The sequence below is a fragment of the Pediococcus acidilactici DSM 20284 genome (genome assembly GCF_000146325.1).
GTDB classification, from domain to species: Bacteria; Bacillota; Bacilli; order Lactobacillales; family Lactobacillaceae; genus Pediococcus; species Pediococcus acidilactici.
This window is the reverse complement of the sequence record NZ_GL397067.1, coordinates 1,317,268-1,336,989: the sequence shown is the minus strand read 5'-3', so window position 1 is coordinate 1,336,989 and position 19,722 is coordinate 1,317,268. Positions and strand designations below refer to the sequence as shown.

18 protein-coding genes are annotated in these 19,722 nt (G+C 43.3%); 14 read left to right on the top strand and 4 right to left on the bottom strand.

Features of this window, described 5'->3' with window-relative positions; all coding sequences use genetic code 11:
- Positions 1-2: 2 nt before the first annotated feature.
- From recF to dnaA, 4 genes are all read right to left on the bottom strand, one after another.
- Entirely contained in the window at positions 3-1,127 is a 1,125-nt protein-coding gene (gene recF / locus HMPREF0623_RS06525; RefSeq protein ID WP_002830764.1) for a DNA replication/repair protein RecF, read from the bottom strand.
- Complete coding sequence (gene yaaA, locus HMPREF0623_RS06520; RefSeq protein ID WP_002829322.1) at positions 1,128-1,355, bottom strand: S4 domain-containing protein YaaA; 228 nt, start codon at positions 1,353-1,355, stop codon at positions 1,128-1,130.
- Positions 1,356-1,961: 606 nt separating this feature from the next.
- Positions 1,962-3,101: a DNA polymerase III subunit beta gene (gene dnaN / locus HMPREF0623_RS06515; RefSeq protein ID WP_002829323.1), complete on the bottom strand. Its 1,140-nt coding sequence runs from the start codon at positions 3,099-3,101 to the stop codon at positions 1,962-1,964.
- Between the two features lie 175 nt (positions 3,102-3,276).
- The gene (dnaA, locus tag HMPREF0623_RS06510; RefSeq protein WP_002829324.1) at positions 3,277-4,617 is read right to left on the bottom strand and encodes a chromosomal replication initiator protein DnaA; all 1,341 of its coding nucleotides are present in this window, start codon (positions 4,615-4,617) and stop codon (positions 3,277-3,279) included.
- A gap of 518 nt (positions 4,618-5,135) precedes the next feature.
- Between dnaA and rpmH the strand changes: the two genes are divergently transcribed.
- The 14 genes from rpmH (at position 5,136) to cls (ending at position 19,454) form a co-directional block, all read left to right on the top strand.
- Positions 5,136-5,270, top strand: coding sequence for a 50S ribosomal protein L34 (gene rpmH / locus HMPREF0623_RS06505; protein ID WP_002829327.1), 135 nt, complete (start codon positions 5,136-5,138; stop codon positions 5,268-5,270).
- 103 nt (positions 5,271-5,373) lie between these two features.
- The gene (gene rnpA / locus HMPREF0623_RS06500; RefSeq protein WP_002829328.1) at positions 5,374-5,733 is read left to right on the top strand and encodes a ribonuclease P protein component; all 360 of its coding nucleotides are present in this window, start codon (positions 5,374-5,376) and stop codon (positions 5,731-5,733) included.
- Positions 5,733-6,572: a membrane protein insertase YidC gene (gene yidC, locus HMPREF0623_RS06495; protein ID WP_004166410.1), complete on the top strand. Its 840-nt coding sequence runs from the start codon at positions 5,733-5,735 to the stop codon at positions 6,570-6,572. The genes rnpA and yidC overlap by 1 nt, the downstream gene beginning before the upstream one ends.
- 256 nt (positions 6,573-6,828) lie before the next feature.
- Entirely contained in the window at positions 6,829-8,223 is a 1,395-nt protein-coding gene (gene mnmE / locus HMPREF0623_RS06490) for a tRNA uridine-5-carboxymethylaminomethyl(34) synthesis GTPase MnmE (protein ID WP_002829332.1), read from the top strand.
- A gap of 15 nt (positions 8,224-8,238) precedes the next feature.
- A complete protein-coding gene (gene mnmG, locus HMPREF0623_RS06485) occupies positions 8,239-10,146 on the top strand; it encodes a tRNA uridine-5-carboxymethylaminomethyl(34) synthesis enzyme MnmG (protein ID WP_002829334.1) in 1,908 nt (635 codons plus the stop codon).
- A gap of 398 nt (positions 10,147-10,544) precedes the next feature.
- A complete protein-coding gene (yaaA, locus tag HMPREF0623_RS06480; protein ID WP_036671353.1) occupies positions 10,545-11,291 on the top strand; it encodes a peroxide stress protein YaaA in 747 nt (248 codons plus the stop codon).
- Between the two features lie 184 nt (positions 11,292-11,475).
- Positions 11,476-12,216, top strand: coding sequence for a GntR family transcriptional regulator, LSA1692 subfamily (locus HMPREF0623_RS06475; protein ID WP_002829336.1), 741 nt, complete (start codon positions 11,476-11,478; stop codon positions 12,214-12,216).
- Entirely contained in the window at positions 12,216-13,541 is a 1,326-nt protein-coding gene (locus HMPREF0623_RS06470; protein WP_004166406.1) for a Sapep family Mn(2+)-dependent dipeptidase, read from the top strand. The genes HMPREF0623_RS06475 and HMPREF0623_RS06470 overlap by 1 nt, the downstream gene beginning before the upstream one ends.
- On the top strand, positions 13,538-14,494 hold the full coding sequence (locus HMPREF0623_RS06465) for a N(4)-(beta-N-acetylglucosaminyl)-L-asparaginase (RefSeq protein ID WP_002829338.1): 957 nt from the start codon (positions 13,538-13,540) through the stop codon (positions 14,492-14,494). The genes HMPREF0623_RS06470 and HMPREF0623_RS06465 overlap by 4 nt, the downstream gene beginning before the upstream one ends.
- 18 nt (positions 14,495-14,512) lie before the next feature.
- Positions 14,513-15,037 carry a GrdB-related putative oxidoreductase gene (locus tag HMPREF0623_RS06460; protein WP_002829340.1) on the top strand — a complete coding sequence of 175 codons (525 nt, stop codon included), beginning with the start codon at positions 14,513-14,515 and terminating at the stop codon, positions 15,035-15,037.
- Positions 15,038-15,065: 28 nt separating this feature from the next.
- Positions 15,066-16,379: a PTS sugar transporter subunit IIC gene (locus HMPREF0623_RS06455; protein WP_004166405.1), complete on the top strand. Its 1,314-nt coding sequence runs from the start codon at positions 15,066-15,068 to the stop codon at positions 16,377-16,379.
- A gap of 198 nt (positions 16,380-16,577) precedes the next feature.
- The gene (gene lepB, locus HMPREF0623_RS06450) at positions 16,578-17,156 is read left to right on the top strand and encodes a signal peptidase I (protein ID WP_002829343.1); all 579 of its coding nucleotides are present in this window, start codon (positions 16,578-16,580) and stop codon (positions 17,154-17,156) included.
- A 71-nt stretch (positions 17,157-17,227) separates the two neighbouring features.
- Positions 17,228-17,626, top strand: a complete 399-nt coding sequence (locus HMPREF0623_RS06445; RefSeq protein ID WP_002832647.1) for an HIT family protein — start codon at positions 17,228-17,230, stop codon at positions 17,624-17,626.
- 361 nt (positions 17,627-17,987) lie between these two features.
- On the top strand, positions 17,988-19,454 hold the full coding sequence (gene cls / locus HMPREF0623_RS06440; RefSeq protein ID WP_004166404.1) for a cardiolipin synthase: 1,467 nt from the start codon (positions 17,988-17,990) through the stop codon (positions 19,452-19,454).
- The last annotated feature ends 268 nt before the right edge of the window (positions 19,455-19,722 follow it).

The window sequence follows — 19,722 nt, the reverse complement described above, 5'->3', positions numbered from 1 at the left end:
AGCTATTCCTCCTCGTTTTGCGTTAAAACTCCGTGGTCAATGTTAAAGACGTGGGGTTCGTTGATTAATTGTTGCGCCACGCCACTTAAACTAGTGGTCGTGATAAAGGTCTGGACCTTATTTTGAATCGCGGTCAACAGGTGCGTTTGCCGACTATCATCTAATTCGGAAAGCACGTCGTCGAGTAACAGAACCGGATACTCTCCAGTTTCTTCTTTCATCAAGTCAATTTCCGCAAGCTTCACGCTTAACGCCGTGGTGCGTTGTTGTCCTTGGGAGCCAAAGGTGGAGACATTTTTTCCGTTGACGATAAACTTAACGTCGTCTAAATGCGGTCCCACCAAAGTTTTGCCCTGTTGTAACTCTCGTTGACGATGCTTTTTCAACAGCTCCTGGAGCGCTGTATAGATGGTTTCGGTCGACGTAGTCTCATCCTTTTTGAGCGGAGACACGTATTGAAACGTTAATTTTTCCAAACCTTGCGAGATTTCTTCGTGTACGGCTTGCGACCACTCTTCCAGCTTTTTTAAAAACTGAATCCGTTGAAAAATGATTTCGGCGCCATATGCCGCTAGCTGATCACTCAAAACGTCCAGATAAACTTGGTCTCCCTTAGGATCGATTTGCAGCTGCTTAAGATACTGGTTACGCTGCTTGAGCACCGAGCGGTATTGCGCAGAATTGTACAGGTATTTAGAACTCATCTGCCCAAATTCCATATCAATAAACCGTCGGCGAACTGCTGGGGAACCTTTTACAATCGAAAGGTCCTCTGGAGCAAACAAAATCACATTGAGTTGGCCAACATACTGTGATAACCGGCCTTGCTCAATATGATTAACTTTGGCATTTTTCCCCTTAGAAGAAATGTCGATTTCCACCGGGGTTTGCGTATGTTCTTTTTGAATGGTCCCCAATACCCGGGCTTCCTTAGCTTTCCAGCCAATTAAGTCGCGATCGTTGCTGGTTCGGTGACTGCGTGTTAACGCTAAAAAATAAATCGATTCTAAAAGATTGGTTTTGCCTTGGGCATTTTCGCCTAGCAAAACGTTGATCCCCGAACCGAATTCCACGCTAAGGTCCGCATAATTCCGAAAATTATGCAACTCAAGTGTTTTTAAATACATTTACTTCCCAGATTTCGTCGTAATCTTGAAGGAACCTTCGTCAGGAACTTCGATGACATCATTAGCGTAGAGTTTCCGTCCCCGCCGATCGTCTGGTTCTTCGTTAACTAAAACAGTGTGTTCTCGTAAATACCACTTTGCTTGTCCACCGGTTCCGATAATGCCCTCTTCTTTTAAAAGCTGGCCTAGCGTAATGAACGGTGTATTGATTTCAATTTCTTTTTGCATGACATCACCCCACATATCTTCTTATATATTATACCCTTATTTTGGACAAAAAACAATCGAATCAGGCGCTCAAAAGGCTTTTCAGCGAATTTACCCCCTTTGAATCATTTTTGCCTTAAGAAGGGTAATTTTTCTTAAAATTAAAATGAGGGGGATTATAAAAGAGTGCATTGAAACCTGGGTAGGCTTTGAGGACTAACTGAGTTAAGGGCTTAATCACGAATTTGGTGATTGAGCCCTTAGCTTGGTTAGCCGCAGAAGACTGGGTTTCAATGCACGTTTCGACCATGATGCAGCGGAGCACAAGGATTAACTGAGGATTAGTCTTAACCACGGGTTAGGAGGTTGAGGCTAATCCGTGGTTAACCGGAAGAAACTGGGGCTGGGCGCACGTTTCGCCTTCATTGCAGGAAAGCGCGCGGGCTTAATCCGGGCGCTTCGTTTCAATAAAACGACCATAAAATAATAACTCCTCCGCGTTGCTTTTAATTATTGATCCCCCAATTAGAATTTATCCCACAAAAAAACAGGTCCGGAGCCTTAGCTGCCGAACCTGTTTTTTTTAATTTTTTTACCATACAGAGCGTTAGGTTACTTTTTTAATCCCTAAAAAGTCCGTACTGGCGTAATTAATTGAATAAAGTTTTCTTGATCTTCCGTTGGGACCAACGTAAATGGTCGCAATGGTGAAGTGAATTCCATTTTAATTGCCGTATGTCCGAATGAGCGTAGCGCATCTTTCAAGTAATCGGGGTTAAATGAAATTTCCAAATCCTCACCTTGGATATCCTTAGTAACCACTACCTCTTCAACGTTTCCGACTTCGGGAGAATCCCCCGTAATAATCGCTTTCTTTGCGGCCGCATTGATGGTTAATTTAACCACGTTATTGCGTCCAGCATGAGAAAGTAACGAAGCCCGTTCGATTGAAGCTAAAAGTTCGGGTGCTTCAAATTCCATCGCCGTCGTACTTTCTTTTGGAATTAACCGGGAAGTATCTGGGTACAATCCTTCTAATAAACGCGTGTAGAACAAGGTTTCATCAAACGTAAACAAAGCTTGATTTTCTGAAATTTGCAACGTAATCGTGTCAATTTCTTCGTCTAACATCCGTGAAAGTTCTAACAAACTCTTTCCGGGGATGATAATGTCTTCCGGCATTTTTACGGCTTCGGGTAAGTTGATGATCCGCTGGCTAAGGCGGTGACTATCCGTAGCGACCGCAGTTAACTTATTGTTTTCAATCGTGAAATGAATTCCGGTCAAAATTGGCCGACTTTCTTGGTTGGAAACCGCAATAACCGTTTCATTGATCATTTCGCTAAATACATCGGCTTGTAACGTAATCGTGGTTTGACTGTCCACTTCTGGTAAATGTGGGAAGTTGTTGGCATCTAAACCGTTAATTTTAAATTCGGATGCTCCCGAAGTAATCGTGGTTTGGAACCCGTCCGAAACCTCAACTAACATTTTGTTGTCCGGTAATTTTTTAACGATGTCACTGAAGAACCGGGCAGTTAACACAATGTCACCCGTTTGTTCGATGTCTAATTCCGCATCCGGATCGTTAACGGAAATGGTTGTTTCAATCGAAATATCCGTATTGCTACCCGTTAACACTAGTTGGTCTGCTTCGGCTTTAATTTTCAAACCGGTCAAAATTGGAATCGTGGTTTTTGAAGAAATTGCGCGTTGAACTGCGTTTAATTTTTTAATGAACGTATTTCGTGCGATGGTAAATTTCATGTTTTAAAACTCCTTTTTACACGTGGCATGTATATATTAATTAATACTAAAAAAATAGTAATAGTAATAAGGGCTGTTAGCACTGTGGATAACTCAAAACGAAGCGGGAGAAATCCAAATCTTACTGTGGAGTACTTGTGGAAAACTTTTTGAGTTATCCACACTTATCCACAATTTACGGTTTTAACTCGCTCTTTAAATCGTCAATTTGACGAGCTAAATCACTGTTAGTTTCCAAGGCCGCTTTAATTTTGTCGCAAGAATGGATGACGGTGGTGTGGTCCTTGCCACCAAATTCAGTTCCAATCTTAGGCAACGAGTTATCGGTCAGCTCTCGCGAAAGGTACATCGCGATTTGCCGGGGAATAACGATTGATTTCAAACGCTTCTTCCCTTTTAAATCAGCAACCGAAACGTGGAAGTACTTAGCCACCTTATCCTGAATGATGGGGATGGTGACGTGACTAAGGTTGCTGCCAAAGTTCAAGCTCCGCAGCGCGTCAGCTGCCAAATCGGTAGTAATCGCGGCATTTTGCAATTGGGCGTAAGCTTGAATGCGCGCCATTGCCCCTTCCAATTCCCGAATGTTGGAATCAATCCGGTTAGCGATGAAGTCCAGAGTCTCATCTGGAATTTCCACGTTGTCAGCCTGCGCCTTTTCCCGCAAAATAGCGATCCGGGTTTCGAGATCCGGAGGCGTAATGTCAACGGACAACCCCCATTTAAACCGGGAAACCAACCGCTCTTGCAATTTAGGAATTTCGTTAGGCAACCGGTCGGACGTTAGCACAATTTGTTTTTGCGCGTTGTACAACGCCTCAAAAGTATGGAAGAACTCTTCTTGAGTAGCTTCCTTGTCCGCGAAAAACTGTACGTCGTCCACTAACAAAAGGTCCACGTTGCGATACTTTTCGTGGAATTCTTCCGTGGTGTTTTTCTGAATGGAATTAATGAAGTCGTTTGTGAAGGCTTCACTAGTAACGTACTTGACCCGCGTCTGAGGGTCGTTTTCTAAAAGCTGATGGCCAATCGCGTGCATTAAATGGGTTTTTCCAAGCCCCACGCCCCCGTAGAAGAAGAGCGGGTTGTAAAGAACGCCGGGTTCGTCGGAAACCGCCATTGCAGCTGCGTGCGCCATCTGGTTACCACTTCCGATAACAAAGGTATCGAAAGTGTAACGACTATTAAGCTGGGTGTCTTCGGTGGAGAAGGACGAAGATTTGTCAGTGCTCTGGGGCTTTTGCGCCTGTTGAGCTTTAAACTCGTCTTCCGTCACGAATTCGGGCGTAATGTCCTGATCCGTGAACTGGTAGGCGTATTCGACAAATTTTTCCATTAAATGTTTCGTCCAGTAGTCACGATGCAAATTAGATAGAACCTTAATTTTCATTACGTGGTTATCTAATGAAATTGGTTCGGCCGTGTCCACCCAAGCACCAAAACTAGCTTTCGACATTGAGTCATCATTTTCGAAACTATTTTTGATATGGTTCCAAAGGTCAATATAGTTAGGCACTTTTTATTCCTCCAAAATTTTTAGCTCATTCAGTTTATCATAAAAAAAATCGGTTTTCCACAGGGGTGTGGAAAACTAAATGGTGTAAAATAACAGGCTGTGAGTTGGGTTTTCCACAGGCTGGGGAAATGACGCATTCTTAAAACCAAAAGTAGAGTTGTGAACACCAACTTGTGGATAAAAGATGCTGTAATAACGGCGTTAATTGGACATATCCACAGATTTCCACAAGGCTGTGGATAACTCTATAAACAGGTTGTGATTTGTGAAAATCGCTGCGAAAAAGCCTGTGTAAAATCGAAAATAACTAAAATGGTTATCCACAATTTAATCGACAAACTAACGCTCTGTTTGTGGATAATTTTTTTCCGTTAGGTTTTATTTGGTGGTTTGCTTTCTATGGCAAATGTGCTATTATGTTAAGGTAATTGTTTTAAAGGACATAAACTGATTTATCGAGAATCAACTTAAGATATAAAAATTCAGTATGTGTATTTTCGTTCAGGAGGTGGACCATAATGAAACGAACATATCAACCAAAGAAACGTCATCGTCAACGCGTTCACGGCTTCCGCAAACGCATGAGCACGAGCAACGGCCGTAAAGTTTTAGCACGTCGGCGTCAAAAAGGTAGAAAAGTATTATCTGCATAATAAGGCCACTGATCCCAGTGGTCTTTTATTTTTATTTTCTAGAGACAAGCTAACGGTTTTTACATATAATATGTGATAGTGAATGAGATTGTGGTGAGGAATTATGCGAAAGTCATATCGAATAAAGAAAGAAAAAGAGTTTCAAGAAGTTTTTGAAACCCGAAATTCATTTGCAAATAAGAAGTTCGTTGTTTACGTAATGGACAAACCTGGGCAACCACATTTTCGGGTGGGGATTTCCGTAGGTAAAAAAATCGGTAATGCGGTAATGCGTAATTATATGAAGCGCCGAATTCGGCAAAGTATCTTGGAATTCAAGCCCCTTTTGCGTTCGGACGTTGATTTTTTAGTAATTGCTCGCCCACAAGCTTCAGGTTTACCAATGAAAGAAGTTAAACGCCAGTTGGAACACGTTTTTAAATTAGCTGGGCTGTTTGCTTCGAAACAAAGTGAGGAAGAATAGTGAAACATTTAAAACGAAATTTGGCTTTGCTGAGTGTGGTAGCGCTCTCTTTCATATTAACGGCATGTAGCACCGCACCAATTACCAGTCACAGTACCGGTTTTTGGGACGGCGTAATTGTTTACAATTTTTCGAAATTTATCATTTATCTTTCGAAAATTTGCGGAAATAACTATGGTTGGGGAATCATCGTGTTCACCGTCTTAATCCGGATCATCATTTTACCGCTGATGATTTACCAAACGAAGACTTCAATGAAGACGGCTGAACTTCAACCCAAGTTAAAAGAGCTTCAACAGAAGTACTCTTCACGCGATGTTGAAACCCAACAAAAGCTTCGTGAAGAACAACAAAAACTCTATGCTGAAGCAGGCGTTAACCCAATGGCGGGGTGTTTGCCATTAATCATTCAGTTGCCCGTAATGTACGCTTTGTACGCGGCGGTAAGCCGAACACAGGTATTAAAAGAAGGAACCTTCCTATGGTTGCAACTTAACGATAAGGATCCTTACTATATCTTGCCAATTTTGGCGGCGATCTTTACCTTCTTAAGTACCTGGCTTTCAATGAAGGCCCAACCAGCGGGCGCACAAAATGGAATGACTTCGGCAATGACCTTTGGGATGCCATTGATTATTTTGATTACGGCACTAAACTTCCCAGCTGCGATTACATTGTACTGGGTAGTTACGAACCTCTTCCAAGTGGGGCAAACGTTGGTAATTCAAAATCCATTTAAGATTCAAAAAGAACGGCAAGCTAAGTTACAAGCCGAAAAAGCAAAACGAAAAGCAATTGAAAAGGCTAAACGTAAGGCAATGAAGAGTAAACGGAAATAGTTCGTGAACTTCAATTGTAGTTACAAAAGCTGAGTTGAACGTCAATTTACCGGTGTCGGTGAGTTGGCGTTTTTTATTAGCAAGCGTAAAATAAAGTAATTGACAAACAAAAACGAAACTTTTATGATATATGCGTATGAATTGAATATGATGAAGTAGTGAAAGTGCTTTGTCCATCTGACGTCGTCTATTGACGATTATTTATTTAGGTGGAATTGCGCTTTTTTTATTGGAAATAGAAAGGACGATATTAGCGATGCCAAGTGTTTCAACGGAATTTGATACAATTGCGGCAATTTCGACGCCTCCTGGGGAAGGCGGGATTTCGATCATTCGGATTAGCGGAGTTAACGCGTTAAAAGTGGCTAGTCAAATTTACCGGGGCAAGGACCTCGCCAAAGTAGCTAGTCATACGATTAACTACGGGCACGTTGTGGATCCCGCTACTGACGAAGAAATTGACGAAGTTATGGTTTCGGTAATGCGTGCTCCACACACCTATACCAAAGAGGACGTAGTCGAAATTAATTGTCACGGCGGGATTGTGGCAACGAACCGTATTTTACAATTAATTCTTGGATTAGATGCCCGATTGGCTAAACCGGGCGAATTTACCGAACGGGCCTTTTTAAACGGACGAATTGACCTGTCCCAAGCAGAAGCGGTTATGGATTTAATTCGTGCTAAAACCGATCAGTCGATGAAGGTGGCTTTAGACCAACTCGACGGAAATCTTTCCCATTTAATTAAAAATTTGCGGCAAGACATTTTAGATGTTTTAGCTCAAGTTGAAGTTAATATTGATTATCCTGAATACGATGATGTTGAAACGATGACCACGCGATTGTTAAAAGAAAAGGCGATTGAAGTTAAAGCCAAGGTCAACCAGCTTTTAGCAACGGCTAAGCAAGGTAAGGTGTTGCGTGATGGTTTAGCAACGGCAATCATTGGCCATCCTAACGTGGGTAAATCAAGTATATTGAACCACCTCTTGCATGAAGATAAGGCAATCGTTACCGACGTGGCCGGAACTACCCGGGACGTAATTGAAGAATACGTGAATGTTCAAGGGGTTCCCCTTAAGTTAGTTGATACAGCTGGAATTCATGAAACTGAAGACAAGGTCGAAAAAATCGGGGTTGATCGTAGCCGGAAAGCCTTACAACAGGCAGACCTAGTAATTTTGGTGTTAGATAGTAGCGTACCATTGCGCGATGAAGATCGGCAGTTACTTGATCAAACTGCAAACATGCAGCGGATTGTAGTTTTAAATAAGACTGATTTACCAACTAAAATTAACTTAAATGAACTTCAGAAATATGCTAGCGAAGCAGAAATCATCAAGTCTTCGGCGGTAGCACCTTTGGGAACCAAGGATTTGGAAGATCGAATTGCGAAGTTATTCTTTGCGGGCAGTATCGAAAATAGTTCAAATAACGTAATGGTTACTAACGCCCGGCACATTGGGTTGTTACAACAAACCGTGACTGCTTTAGATTCCGTACTAGACGGGATTGAAGCAGGCATGCCCGTTGATTTAGTTCAAATTGATATGACCCGGGCCTGGGACCTACTCGGTGAAATTACCGGTGATAGTTATCAAGATGAGTTGCTAGACCAATTATTTAGTCAATTTTGTTTAGGAAAATAAATTTGGAGTTGAAGAATGTTGGAAGTAAAACAATATGACGGCCGCGATTACGATGTGATTGTAGTAGGGGCCGGCCATGCGGGATCCGAAGCGGCTTTAGCAGCGGCCCGGATGGGCAACAAGACCCTTTTAATGACGATTAACCTTGATATGGTGGCCTTTATGCCATGTAACCCGTCGATTGGAGGACCCGCAAAGGGAATTGTCGTGCGGGAAATTGACGCTTTAGGCGGTGAAATGGGTCGCAATATCGATAAAACTTACGTTCAAATGCGGATGTTAAATACCGGGAAAGGCCCAGCAGTGCGGGCATTGCGTGCCCAAGCTGATAAGCATGCCTACCACGCCGAAATGAAAAAGACGATTGAAGCGGAACCTAACTTAACGTTACGTCAAGGCATTGTAGATGATTTAATTGTTGAAGACGGGGTCTGCAAGGGAGTAATTACCAATACCGGGGCGCGCTACCACGCAAAAAGCGTTGTGCTAACTCTTGGAACCGCCGCACGCGGTAAAATTATCATTGGGGAATTACAATACTCTTCGGGACCAAACAACTCCCAAGCAGCTTTAGAGTTGACGAAGAATTTAACTGAAAAGTATCATTTTGAATTAGAACGGTTTAAGACGGGGACCCCACCCCGGGTTGATGGCGGAACGATCCATTATGCCGAAACCGAAGAACAACCTGGTGATGAGGAACCCAACCATTTTAGTTTCCAAACTCCGGATAGTAAGTATTTGGAATTAAAGAATCAATTGTCGTGTTGGTTAACCTACACCAACGAGAAGACGCACGAAATTATCCGGGAAAACCTCAGTCGAGCACCCATGTTTTCCGGAGTAATTGAGGGCGTGGGACCACGTTATTGTCCTTCAATTGAAGATAAAATCGTACGCTTCGCGGACAAGGACCGCCACCAACTCTTCCTTGAACCTGAAGGCCGGAAGACCGACGAATGGTACGTTCAAGGGCTTTCGACGTCGATGCCAGAAGAAGTGCAGCAACAAATTTTGCACTCCATCAAGGGGTTAGAGGACGCAGAAATGATGCGCCCTGGTTACGCTATTGAATACGACGTGGTGGCTCCTTATCAATTAAAGAACACTTTGGAAACGAAGTTAATTAAGAACCTTTACACCGCGGGTCAAACTAACGGAACTTCTGGTTATGAAGAAGCAGCCGGACAAGGTTTAATTGCGGGAATTAACGCAGGTCGTCGGGCACTCGGACAGGAACCCTTTACGCTAAAACGCAGCGATGCTTATATCGGAGTAATGATTGACGATTTGGTTACTAAGGGAACTAAGGAACCGTACCGCTTGTTAACTAGTCGGGCAGAATACCGGTTAATTTTGCGGCATGATAACGCCGATTTACGGTTAACTGAAATGGGTCACGACCTTGGTTTGGTTAGTGAAGAAGAATATGCGGCATTCTTACAAAAGAAGGCGGATATTCAAGATGAACTTCACCGTTTGGAACAAATTCGCATTAAGCCTGGTCAAGTAAAGGAATTTTTGGAGTCTAAAGGTTCCCATGGCTTAAAGGATGGTGTTCTGGCAGCCGAATTCTTGCGGCGTCCGGAAGTTACCTACGCAGATTTGCTGAAGTTCATTCCAGCTTCAGAAAAGCAGCTCGATCGCCGGGTTGTTGAACAGGTGGAAATTGAAATTAAGTACGCCGGCTATATCAAGAAAGCCCAAGAACGAGTTGACCGGTTGAAGAAGATGGAAGCTAAGGTAATTCCTGATCGAATCGACTATAACGCGATTAGCGGGTTAGCAACTGAAGGACGGCAAAAGTTAGAAAAAATTCGGCCAACCACGATTGCGCAAGCTTCTCGGATCAGCGGAGTAACTCCTGCGGATATCGCAATCTTGAGCGTTTATATTCAGCAAGGAAAAATTGCGAAGATTTAATTAAATAAAAGGCTGAGAAAAACTAAAAAACACTTGGGCGCTTTGACTTTAATTATGGTTAAAACGTGCATCAAAAATCAGTTTATTCCGCTTAACCTAAAATTGGGGTTGTGCCAAAAGTCTTTAAACAAAAAACGGTTCATGAGGTAAAAATTCCTCATGAATCGTTTTTATTTTGGCGTTTTGACTTCAATAGAGCCAAAACGTGTTCCAAAAGTCAGTTTATTCCGCTTAACCAAAAATTGACCATCATGCCAAAATCAGGCACAATGGTCAATTTTCAGTTAATGCTCGCAAACTACCCGATTTTTGGCACACATTCTTTTTGTTTTACAGTTCCACGTGAAACAAACGCGTCGAATTTGTTAGAATGAACTAAAGAGTGGTGAATAAATATCATAAAAATAATCATTGCGCCAGCTAAGCAAATGCAGGTGGATACGGATTCCTTTGCCGTCCTTAACCAACCGCGTTTTCTAAGCCAGGCCCAACAAATTGTTAATCGATTGAAAAAAATGAGCTTAAATGAACTTCAGCAGCTTTGGAAATGCAGTGATCGGCTAGCTGTAATCAACTACGAAAATACGCGCCGACTTGATTTGTTACGCAACCAAACGCCCGCCGTGCTTGCGTATACTGGTATCCAATATCAAAGCTTGGGTGCCGACTTAATGACTAGTCCGCAGCTTAACTATTTACAGGATCATTTGCGGATTCTCTCAGGACTCTATGGAATTTTGCGTCCGTTTGACGGAATTGTGCCCTACCGGTTGGAAATGCAGGCCCGCTTACAAATTGCAGGTCAGCAAAATTTATACGACTTCTGGGGCGCCCAAATCTATCACCAATTATTTAAAGAGACCGAAGTGGTGATCAACTTAGCATCTAAAGAATATGCTCGGGTAATAGAGCCCTATTTACAAGCAGACCAACAGATGGTAACCTGCGTCTTTGGCGAACTAGTGAATGGTAAAGTAAGGCAAAAAGCTACCAAAGCTAAAATTGCACGTGGTGAAATGGTGCGATTTATGGCAGAAAATGAAGTTCAAAAGGTTGCGCAACTAAAGCAGTTTGCGCAGCGAGGCTACCAATTCTGCGAAGAATTATCTAGTGGTCGGCAACTGGTATTTTTAAGTTCAAATTAAGTTCCACGGCTTCTTAACCAATGAAGAAATTTAATGGTTAAGTAAGCCGTTTTTTTGTGTGGAGAATGAAAAATAATACAGGAAATAAATATACCAATTTTCAGAAAGCGCTTGCAAATATGATAAACACAATGTAGTATATACCGTAAATCAAAACGGATGATTTGCGATGAGGAGCAAAAGAATGCCAAAAACAAAGTTTGAAAAAGTAGCGCAAAGCCTTGTGGAACGGATTCAGCAGGGAATTTATTCTAATATGCAGCGGTTACCTTCAGAATATCAACTTGCCGACGAATACGGGGTGAGCCGACTGACGGTGCGGAAGGCAATTGAACGGCTGGTGACCGCCAAAATTTTGGTGAAGGATCCTGGAAAGGGAACTTACATTATGTCGACGAATTCGTCCAATAAGGTTGAAAGCGGCCGGATGGGTCTACAAAGCTTTACGGAAGCTGCCGAAACTTATGGCAAACAAAGTCGAACGCAGGTCCTTGATTACCAACCGTTGATTCAACCAGACCAGCGGGTGGAAGAAAAATTAAACTTACGTAATAATCCGCAACCTGAAGTTGATGAACTAGTGCGCCGACGTTTTTGGGATGATGATCCGATGACTATCGAAGATATCGTAATTTTACATAAGTACGTAGCCAACCATCAAAAAAACGATTTTAAACATTCATTGTTTCAGATCTTGGCAGAAACGGTTGAAATTGCCTATTCCAACCAAGAAATCGAAGCCATTAAGGTCGACGAAAAGCTAGCGAAGTTACTGCATGTTCAGGAGGGAGATCCCATTCTATGCGTTCACTCGCTTACCTACACGGCAGATGGGCAACCAATTTTCTACGACACGTCTTATTACCGGGCCGATAAGTACACCTTTAAAACGACCCTGACTCGTTTGGAACAAGGAGGAAAATAATGGTGGTTAACCAAGAGTTTAAAGCACTGATTGAAGCACATTACGATGAATTTTTACGTGATTTAGCAAAGGTGATTGAAGTTCAAAGTGTCCGTGGGCCAGCTGAACTTCACGCACCCTTTGGGAAAGGTCCTCGCCAAGTATTAACTGTGGCCGTGAAGTTAGCTGACCAGTACGGGTTTAAAACAAGCATTGTCAATGATGCCGTTGCGGTAGCACAGTGGGGTCCCGACACAAGCGACTACATAGTAATCGTTGGCCACCTGGATGTGGTCGCAGCTGGTGAAGGTTGGCAGAGCGATCCCTTTAAGTTAAATATTCGGGAGGACACCTTGTATGGCCGGGGTGTCTTAGATAATAAAGGGCCCATCATGGCGGTGCTGTTTGGGATGCATTTACTTAAAGAACGCGGATTTTATCCCCGGAAAACCTTGCGAATCATTTTTGGTAGCGATGAGGAAAGCGGGAGTGCGGACATCCCCCTTTATCTAAAGGAACAACCAGCACCCGAATTTGGATTTACTCCTGATTGTAAATTTCCAGCAGTCTATGGGGAGCGTGGAATTGTTAATTATGAAATCGATACCCAAATTAAGTTGGCAGCATTACAGCAAATTTCGACCATCACGGGTGACCAAGCTAAAGATCACGTCCCCGACCAACTTACAATTGAAGTTCAAAATCAATTGATTGAAGTTCAGGGGAAACGCAGCCCTTCTAACGCTCCAGAGCTGGGGGTGAACGCCATCATGCTCCTAGCCAAGGCGATCAAGAAGCGGGCTGAACTAGCCCCCGAACTGGTTACTTACTTTGATTGGCTTCTCGATAGTTTTGACCAACGTTACTTTGGCGAGGGGCTAGGGATAGATTTTCAAGACGAAGATAGTGGCAAATTGATGGTCACGCCCTACCTCCTCCAAAAAGTTGAAGGTGGCTTGAAGTTAAGTATTGCGATCCGTTATCCGGTGACCGTTACCGAAGAACAGGTTACCGCGGGACTTAAAAAAGCGATTCTTCCGGGAAGTGAGCTTCGGGTAGTTCGGCGGATACCCGGAACTATGCATGATAAAAATGATCCGCGGATAAAACAACTATCGGCAGTTTACGCAATGGTTACCGGGCAAGATGGAACTCCCGTAACCACGACGGGAGCGACCTACGCCCGGGCGGTACCTAACATTATTGCTTTTGGGCCATCGTTCCCCGGGCAAAAAGGGATTGCACATAAACAAGACGAGTGGATGACCAATCATGATTTGAAGTTAAACATGGAGATTTACATGAATGCCATGGTAGGTTTAGCAAAAATGGAGGAAAAGAAATGACAAATTGGGCAACGATTGCCACCTGGCGAATGGCACACGACGGAGTTTTGAAAGCCAGTGAAATGCTGAAAGAAAATGCAAGTGCGGGAGATGCCGTTGAAAGTTTAATCAACGTAGTCGAAGAATATCCCTACTATAAATCGGTGGGCTACGGCGGGTTGCCAAACGAAGAAGGAGTGGTCGAAATGGACGCCGCCTTTATGGATGGCGACACCCTCGCTCAGGGCGCGGTAGGAGGCATTCGCCACGTCCTCCACGCGGTTTCGGTGGCTCGGCAACTAAGTCACGAACACTTCAATAGCTTTCGGGTCGGTGAGGGCGCCACAAAGTATGCATTGGTGAACGGGTTTGAAATGCGTAACATGCTGACCGACCGGGCGAAGCTTCGTTGGCAAAAACGTTTAAAGGAAATTCAAGAGGCCCAAATTAGCCCATACGACGGGCACGATACGATTGGCGCCCTCACGCTTGCGCAAAGTGGTTCCATGGCGGCAGCCACTTCCACGTCCGGGTTATTTATGAAAAAAGCGGGACGGGTTGGCGATTCACCGCTTTCGGGGTCCGGTTTTTACGTTGACAGTGAAATCGGTGGTGCTGCAGCAACTGGATTGGGTGAAGACATCATGAAGGGATGCATATCCTATGAAATCGTTCGACGAATGGCAGAAGGCGAAACGCCACAGGACGCCTGTGATCACGCGGTGTACCCGTTCGTTGAAAAACTAAAGCGCCGTTATGGCAAGGCGGGTGAATTCTCATTAGTTGCGTTGAATAAGAACGGCGAGTGGGGAGTAGCTACCAACGTCGAATTTACCTTCAGCGTAGCTACGGCAACTAGTGCGCCCCAAATTCTAATTGCCCACCCTGCCGAAAACCAAACGACCCGGATTGAACCCATTACGCAGGAATGGTTGGACGCTTATGAAAAACGAATTAAGGCACCCATTAAATAAATCAAAGGAGGGGATTTTTTGAAAGTCATCATTATTTTAGACCAAATTCAAGCGGGACTAGGTGGTAAGGAACGCGCTGACACCCCATTAGGCGGCAAAAAAGTTGCGTTGGGAAGCGCAGAAACCACCGCGAAAGCTTTGGCAAAGGTAGACGGAGAAGTCATCGGTACTTTCTATTGTGGAACGGATTATTACCGGGAACATCCGGAACTAGTTCAGGAAAAGTTCACCAAAATGGCCGCTAAGATGGCCGCCGATGTGGTTATAATTGGACCGACTTACGATTACCCAGAATTTTCGCAAATGGCTTGCGAATTGACCGCGGCGTTTCAAAAGGATACTACAATTCCCGCACTACAAGCGACGGCATTGGAAAAGAACGCGGCCATTATTGAGCAGTATAAGGATCACTTGCTAATCGTGAAAATGCCTAAAAAGGGTGGTACGGGATTGTCGGTAGCAATTGATCACCTTGTAGAAGGGTGCGTACTGGCGGCTAATCGTGAAGATTTAACCGCCTTTAAGAACCAGTACTGTTACTAAATTTAAAAGCAAAGGGGGCTTGGAAGATATGCAGAAGAAATTTGAACAAGTATTAATGCCGTTAGCATCTAAGTTGGGAAACAACGTGGTTTTAAAGTCTTTGCGGGATGGATTCTTAATCATCACGCCATTAATCATCGTTACCTCCATTTTCCTGCTAATCGGCAACTTTCCCATTCCAGGCTGGGAAAGTTTTTGGACAGGGATTTTAGGCGGACACTGGACGGAATGGTTTAGTGCGGTTTCCAATTCGGTATTTAGTTTCACCGGAATTTTATCCTGTATGGGCATTGGTTACGCTTATGGAAAGAACCGGGGGCTCGAGGCCATCCATTCTGCGGTAGTTGCCTTAGTTTCATTCCTCATTTTGACCCCGACTTCGTTTACGGTTGGTAAAACGGCGGTAAGCGCGGTACAAACCATGTACGTAGGACCTAACGGAATTTTCCTAGGGATTTTCATTTCAATTGTCAGTGTGGAAGTTTACCGGTTTGCCGTGAAGCACCACTGGACAATTAAAATGCCTGAGGGTGTTCCACCAGCAGTAAGTCAATCGTTTGATGCGTTAATTCCGAGTGCGTTAGTAATTTTGCTATTTTTCTTAATTCGGATCGGCTTTAGTATTTCTAGTTTCGATACCGCATATAATTTTATTTATACCTTGTTACAAGCACCGCTTAAGCACGTAGGAAACTCGTTGCCATCAGTATTGCTATACAACTTCTTAGCGAGTTTGCTTTGGGTGTTTGGGATTAACGGACCAACCATTACTAATTCGGTTTGGTCACCGATTTTCTTTGTCCTTACCCAGGACAACTTGAAGGCTTTCCAAAACCACCTTCCGCTCCCACACATTTATACGCAACCCTTTATTGATATTTTTACGACCTACGGAGGCGGCGGAAGCACCTTGTCGCTTTTGATCGTTATGTTTGCGGTTTGCCGTTCTAAACGGATTCGGGAGTTAGGCAAATTGGCGATTCTACCAGGAGTGTTTGGAATTAACGAACCGATTATTTTTGGTCTGCCAGTAGTTTTAAATCCGATTATCGCAATTCCATTTATCATCGTGCCGGTATTGAACACCTTCATCTCGGGAGTGGTATTCACCCTCGGATGGGTGCCACGGACTAACGGGGTTTTACTGCCATGGACGACACCGCCAATTATTTCGGGCTGGCTCGCTACCGGAAGCTGGACCGGGTCCCTACTACAACTAGTGGAGATTATTTTAGGGATTATTATCTATTACCCATTCGTGAAAATGCTGGATCACCAGTACCTAAAGGAAGAGGATATCGCGTTAGGGCAGGACTTAGACATTGACTTTGACGAAGTGTGATTGAAGTTCAGATTTAACTGTTTAAGCAAATTCTGAACTTCAATTTAAGTTAAAAATACCCGAATATAACAGTTATATTTCAAAAAGATATAGAAATATCAAAATTTGGTTTCAAAACTAAAAATCTTAAGACAACCAGGATACTTTGGGCTACAATTAAAATTATTAAGTCGTATGAGATAGTCTGGAGGAGAGTTAATGAGGTTTTTAAGGGATTGGGTTTTACCGATCGTAGTTGGTTTATTAATTGCTTTTCTTGTTAAAACTTACTTGTTCCAAATCGTAAAGGTTGACGGTTCGTCAATGCAACCTAACTTACAGGATAGCGAACGGGTGCTAGTTTGGAAACAAGCCAAAATTAAACGCATGAGCGTAATTGTGTTTGACGCCCACGGAGAGGATCCGGCGGCTACTCAACCAGTTGATTACGTGAAGCGGGTGATTGGGGTTCCAGGCGACACGATCAGTTATAAAGACGGTAAGCTTTACGTAAATGATAAAGAAGTTCCGCAAAAGTTTATTGACGAGGAACAACGCACAACCGGAACGGGAAATTGGACGCTCAGCTCGATTGCTAATAAATATGGTTGGGCAAAGAATCCGGTAAAGGTTCCAAAGGATTCCTACTTTGTTTTAGGTGACCACCGTAGCGTTTCTAACGACAGCCGTTATTGGGGATTTGTAAAGAAGTCGAAGGTGATGGGCGTCGTGAAGGTGCCGTTCTGGAGTCATGATGAAAAAGCGAAAAAGAATATCAACGATTTAGCTGTTGAATAACTTAAAGCAGGTTGAAAGTCCCCTTTTAACCTGCTTTTTGTGTACAATGGGACTGAATGGAGGGACCGCATATGAAAACCGACCCAAACTGTGTATTTTGCCAAAAAACGGAGGCAGATTACATTGTGGAAAATGAACTGGCTGCTTCCTTTCTGGATTTTTACCCAGTAAGTAAGGGCCACACGTTGATCATTCCAAAACGGCACGTCCGTCAAATTTGGGATGTCACTGCCGAAGAGCGGAAGGCCATCTGGGATTTAATTGAACAAAACAAAGCGATTCTAGATGAGAAATACCACCCGGACGGCTACAACGTGACTATTAATTCCGGAGCGGCCGCGGGACAAAGTGTTTTTCATTGTCATATTCATTTAATCCCCCGGTATTGGAGCGAAGATCCGCAGCGTAAGCCGGTACCAGCGCAGTATTTAATTCCTAATAAACGCCCCCAATTTAAAGGAATGGATTAACTGCCAAAAGATTAATCAGTATAAATAAAAATAGGCAGACCAGTTGCTAGAGAACTACGCAAAATTTGGTCTGCCTGTTTTTTAAACACAAAAAAAGCGTCTCACTAAGGAGACGCATACAGGTAATAAGTAACTGGTCTTGAGACCCTTCATTCACCTTATGGGGGGAGTAAATGAAAAAGTTATCTATGCTTAGTACTATAGAAGTAAAATGTGAAGAAATTGTGAATTTTTGATTGCTACGAGATTACATTTTGTCGGATATTTGATTACATATGAAATAATCAATGGGGTAATATAAAAAATCACTTTTATTTTCCAAAGGAGATAGTATGATAAGGCATAGGATTAATATGGGGGGATGGCATTGCAGATTTTAAAATGGATTGTTGATGGGATTTTAATACTAAACGTGGCGGGAGCTTTATATACGGTTTTTAGACAACGTCGGGATATTGCCGCGACTTGGGCCTGGCTATTGGTACTATGTTTTTTGCCATTATTTGGATTCGTTATTTACGCCTTTGTCGGTCGCAAGCTGCCGGAAAATAAATTATTTCCGTTAAAAAGCAAAACACGCTTGGAATTAGACCAAATTATGGAACATCAACGTAAGGAGTTAAAGGAAACGACTTTAACAGCTGCTGATCAAGTGGTTAAAGAGTCAGCAGGAATGGTACAGTTCTTTTCACGGACGGATTACGCGTTTTTGACGCGCCGTAATAACGTCAAAATCATTACTGACGGACACGCGTTATTTGAGGACATGTTTGCGGAAATTAAAAAAGCCCAAAAGCATATTCACGTTGAGTTTTATACAATTTATGACGACCAAATCGGAAATGATTTGCGAAAGTTGTTAGAACAAAAGGCTAAAGAAGGCGTGGAAGTAAAGGTGCTTTGGGACTCGTGGGGTTCGATGGGTACCAAGCGGAGTTTCTTTAAGAAGTTAAACGAGCTTGGCGGACAGGCTTTTCCCTTTTTGGGAACGCGTTCGGCGTTAACCGACTTTCGATTGAACTTCAGAGATCACCGCAAAATTGTGGTGATTGACGGCAAAATCGGCTATGTCGGTGGCTTTAACGTTGGCGACCAGTATTTAGGACGTAAAGAAAAATTTGGTTACTGGCGGGACACCCATTTGAAAATTGTCGGTTCGGGAGTTTATAGTCTACAATCTCGCTTTATTTTAGATTGGAACGCTACCGACCGCGTGCATCCGATAAGTGAAGAATTTAAACCAGGATCGGTTTACTTCCCCGTTGCGGAGGTTAAGGGGCATACCAGTTTACAAATTGTGTCTAGCGGGCCGGATTCAGACATTGAAAAGATTAAGATGGGTTACTTGAAGATGATTAACGCGGCGAAGAAGTCGATTTGGATTCAATCGCCATACTTAATCCCGGATGATAGCGTATTGGATGCCTTGCGATTGGCGGCAAATTCGGGAATTGACGTGCGCATTATGGTGCCGTGCAAACCTGACCACGTCTTTGTGTACCGCGCGACCCAGTACTACGCTTGGCAATGCGCAAAGTGGGGGATCAAGGTTTATTACTACAATAACGGTTTCCTACACGCGAAAACGATGGTGGTTGATGGAAAGGTATCGTCAGTGGGCTCCGCAAATTTAGATTTTCGAAGTTTTAAACTTAATTTTGAAGTTAACGCCTTCATGTACGACGAAAATATTGCTCACCAATTAGAAGAAATATTCTTGAACGACATTGAAAATTCTAGTTTGCAAACGGTGGGTATCTTTAACCGCCAATCACGCTGGCTGAAGTTCAAACAAACTTTTTCACGGCTCTTGTCGCCGATTTTATAAAGGTTGGGATTTGACGTTTGAAAATGGACATGATAGGCTAGCTACAATAAATTAAAGCGCAATAACTTTCACATTAAGTAGCGGATAATCTGGGTGTCAGGAAGTCGGTGGTTGCTGCGAACCGATCAGGATTATTGCGGCGAAATACCGTGGAATAGTTTTGTTAAGAACGGCTAATAACTAGAACCGTTATCATCTAGTGAGTGAGACTGTCCCCTAGGGAGGGTCTAATTTGGGTGGTACCACGGTTAATTCGTCCCGGTTGTAT

Coding starts and splice junctions, on each gene's coding strand:
- cls (WP_004166404.1), top strand. CDS start 17,988: ATGGCATTGCAGATTTTAAAATGGATTGTTGATGGGATTTTAATACTA.
- HMPREF0623_RS06475 (WP_002829336.1), top strand. CDS start 11,476: ATGCCAAAAACAAAGTTTGAAAAAGTAGCGCAAAGCCTTGTGGAACGG.
- HMPREF0623_RS06445 (WP_002832647.1), top strand. CDS start 17,228: ATGAAAACCGACCCAAACTGTGTATTTTGCCAAAAAACGGAGGCAGAT.
- recF (WP_002830764.1), bottom strand. CDS start 1,127: ATGTATTTAAAAACACTTGAGTTGCATAATTTTCGGAATTATGCGGAC.
- HMPREF0623_RS06470 (WP_004166406.1), top strand. CDS start 12,216: ATGGTGGTTAACCAAGAGTTTAAAGCACTGATTGAAGCACATTACGAT.
- yaaA (WP_002829322.1), bottom strand. CDS start 1,355: ATGCAAAAAGAAATTGAAATCAATACACCGTTCATTACGCTAGGCCAG.
- rnpA (WP_002829328.1), top strand. CDS start 5,374: ATGCGAAAGTCATATCGAATAAAGAAAGAAAAAGAGTTTCAAGAAGTT.
- mnmE (WP_002829332.1), top strand. CDS start 6,829: ATGCCAAGTGTTTCAACGGAATTTGATACAATTGCGGCAATTTCGACG.
- lepB (WP_002829343.1), top strand. CDS start 16,578: ATGAGGTTTTTAAGGGATTGGGTTTTACCGATCGTAGTTGGTTTATTA.
- mnmG (WP_002829334.1), top strand. CDS start 8,239: ATGTTGGAAGTAAAACAATATGACGGCCGCGATTACGATGTGATTGTA.
- rpmH (WP_002829327.1), top strand. CDS start 5,136: ATGAAACGAACATATCAACCAAAGAAACGTCATCGTCAACGCGTTCAC.
- HMPREF0623_RS06455 (WP_004166405.1), top strand. CDS start 15,066: ATGCAGAAGAAATTTGAACAAGTATTAATGCCGTTAGCATCTAAGTTG.
- HMPREF0623_RS06465 (WP_002829338.1), top strand. CDS start 13,538: ATGACAAATTGGGCAACGATTGCCACCTGGCGAATGGCACACGACGGA.
- dnaN (WP_002829323.1), bottom strand. CDS start 3,101: ATGAAATTTACCATCGCACGAAATACGTTCATTAAAAAATTAAACGCA.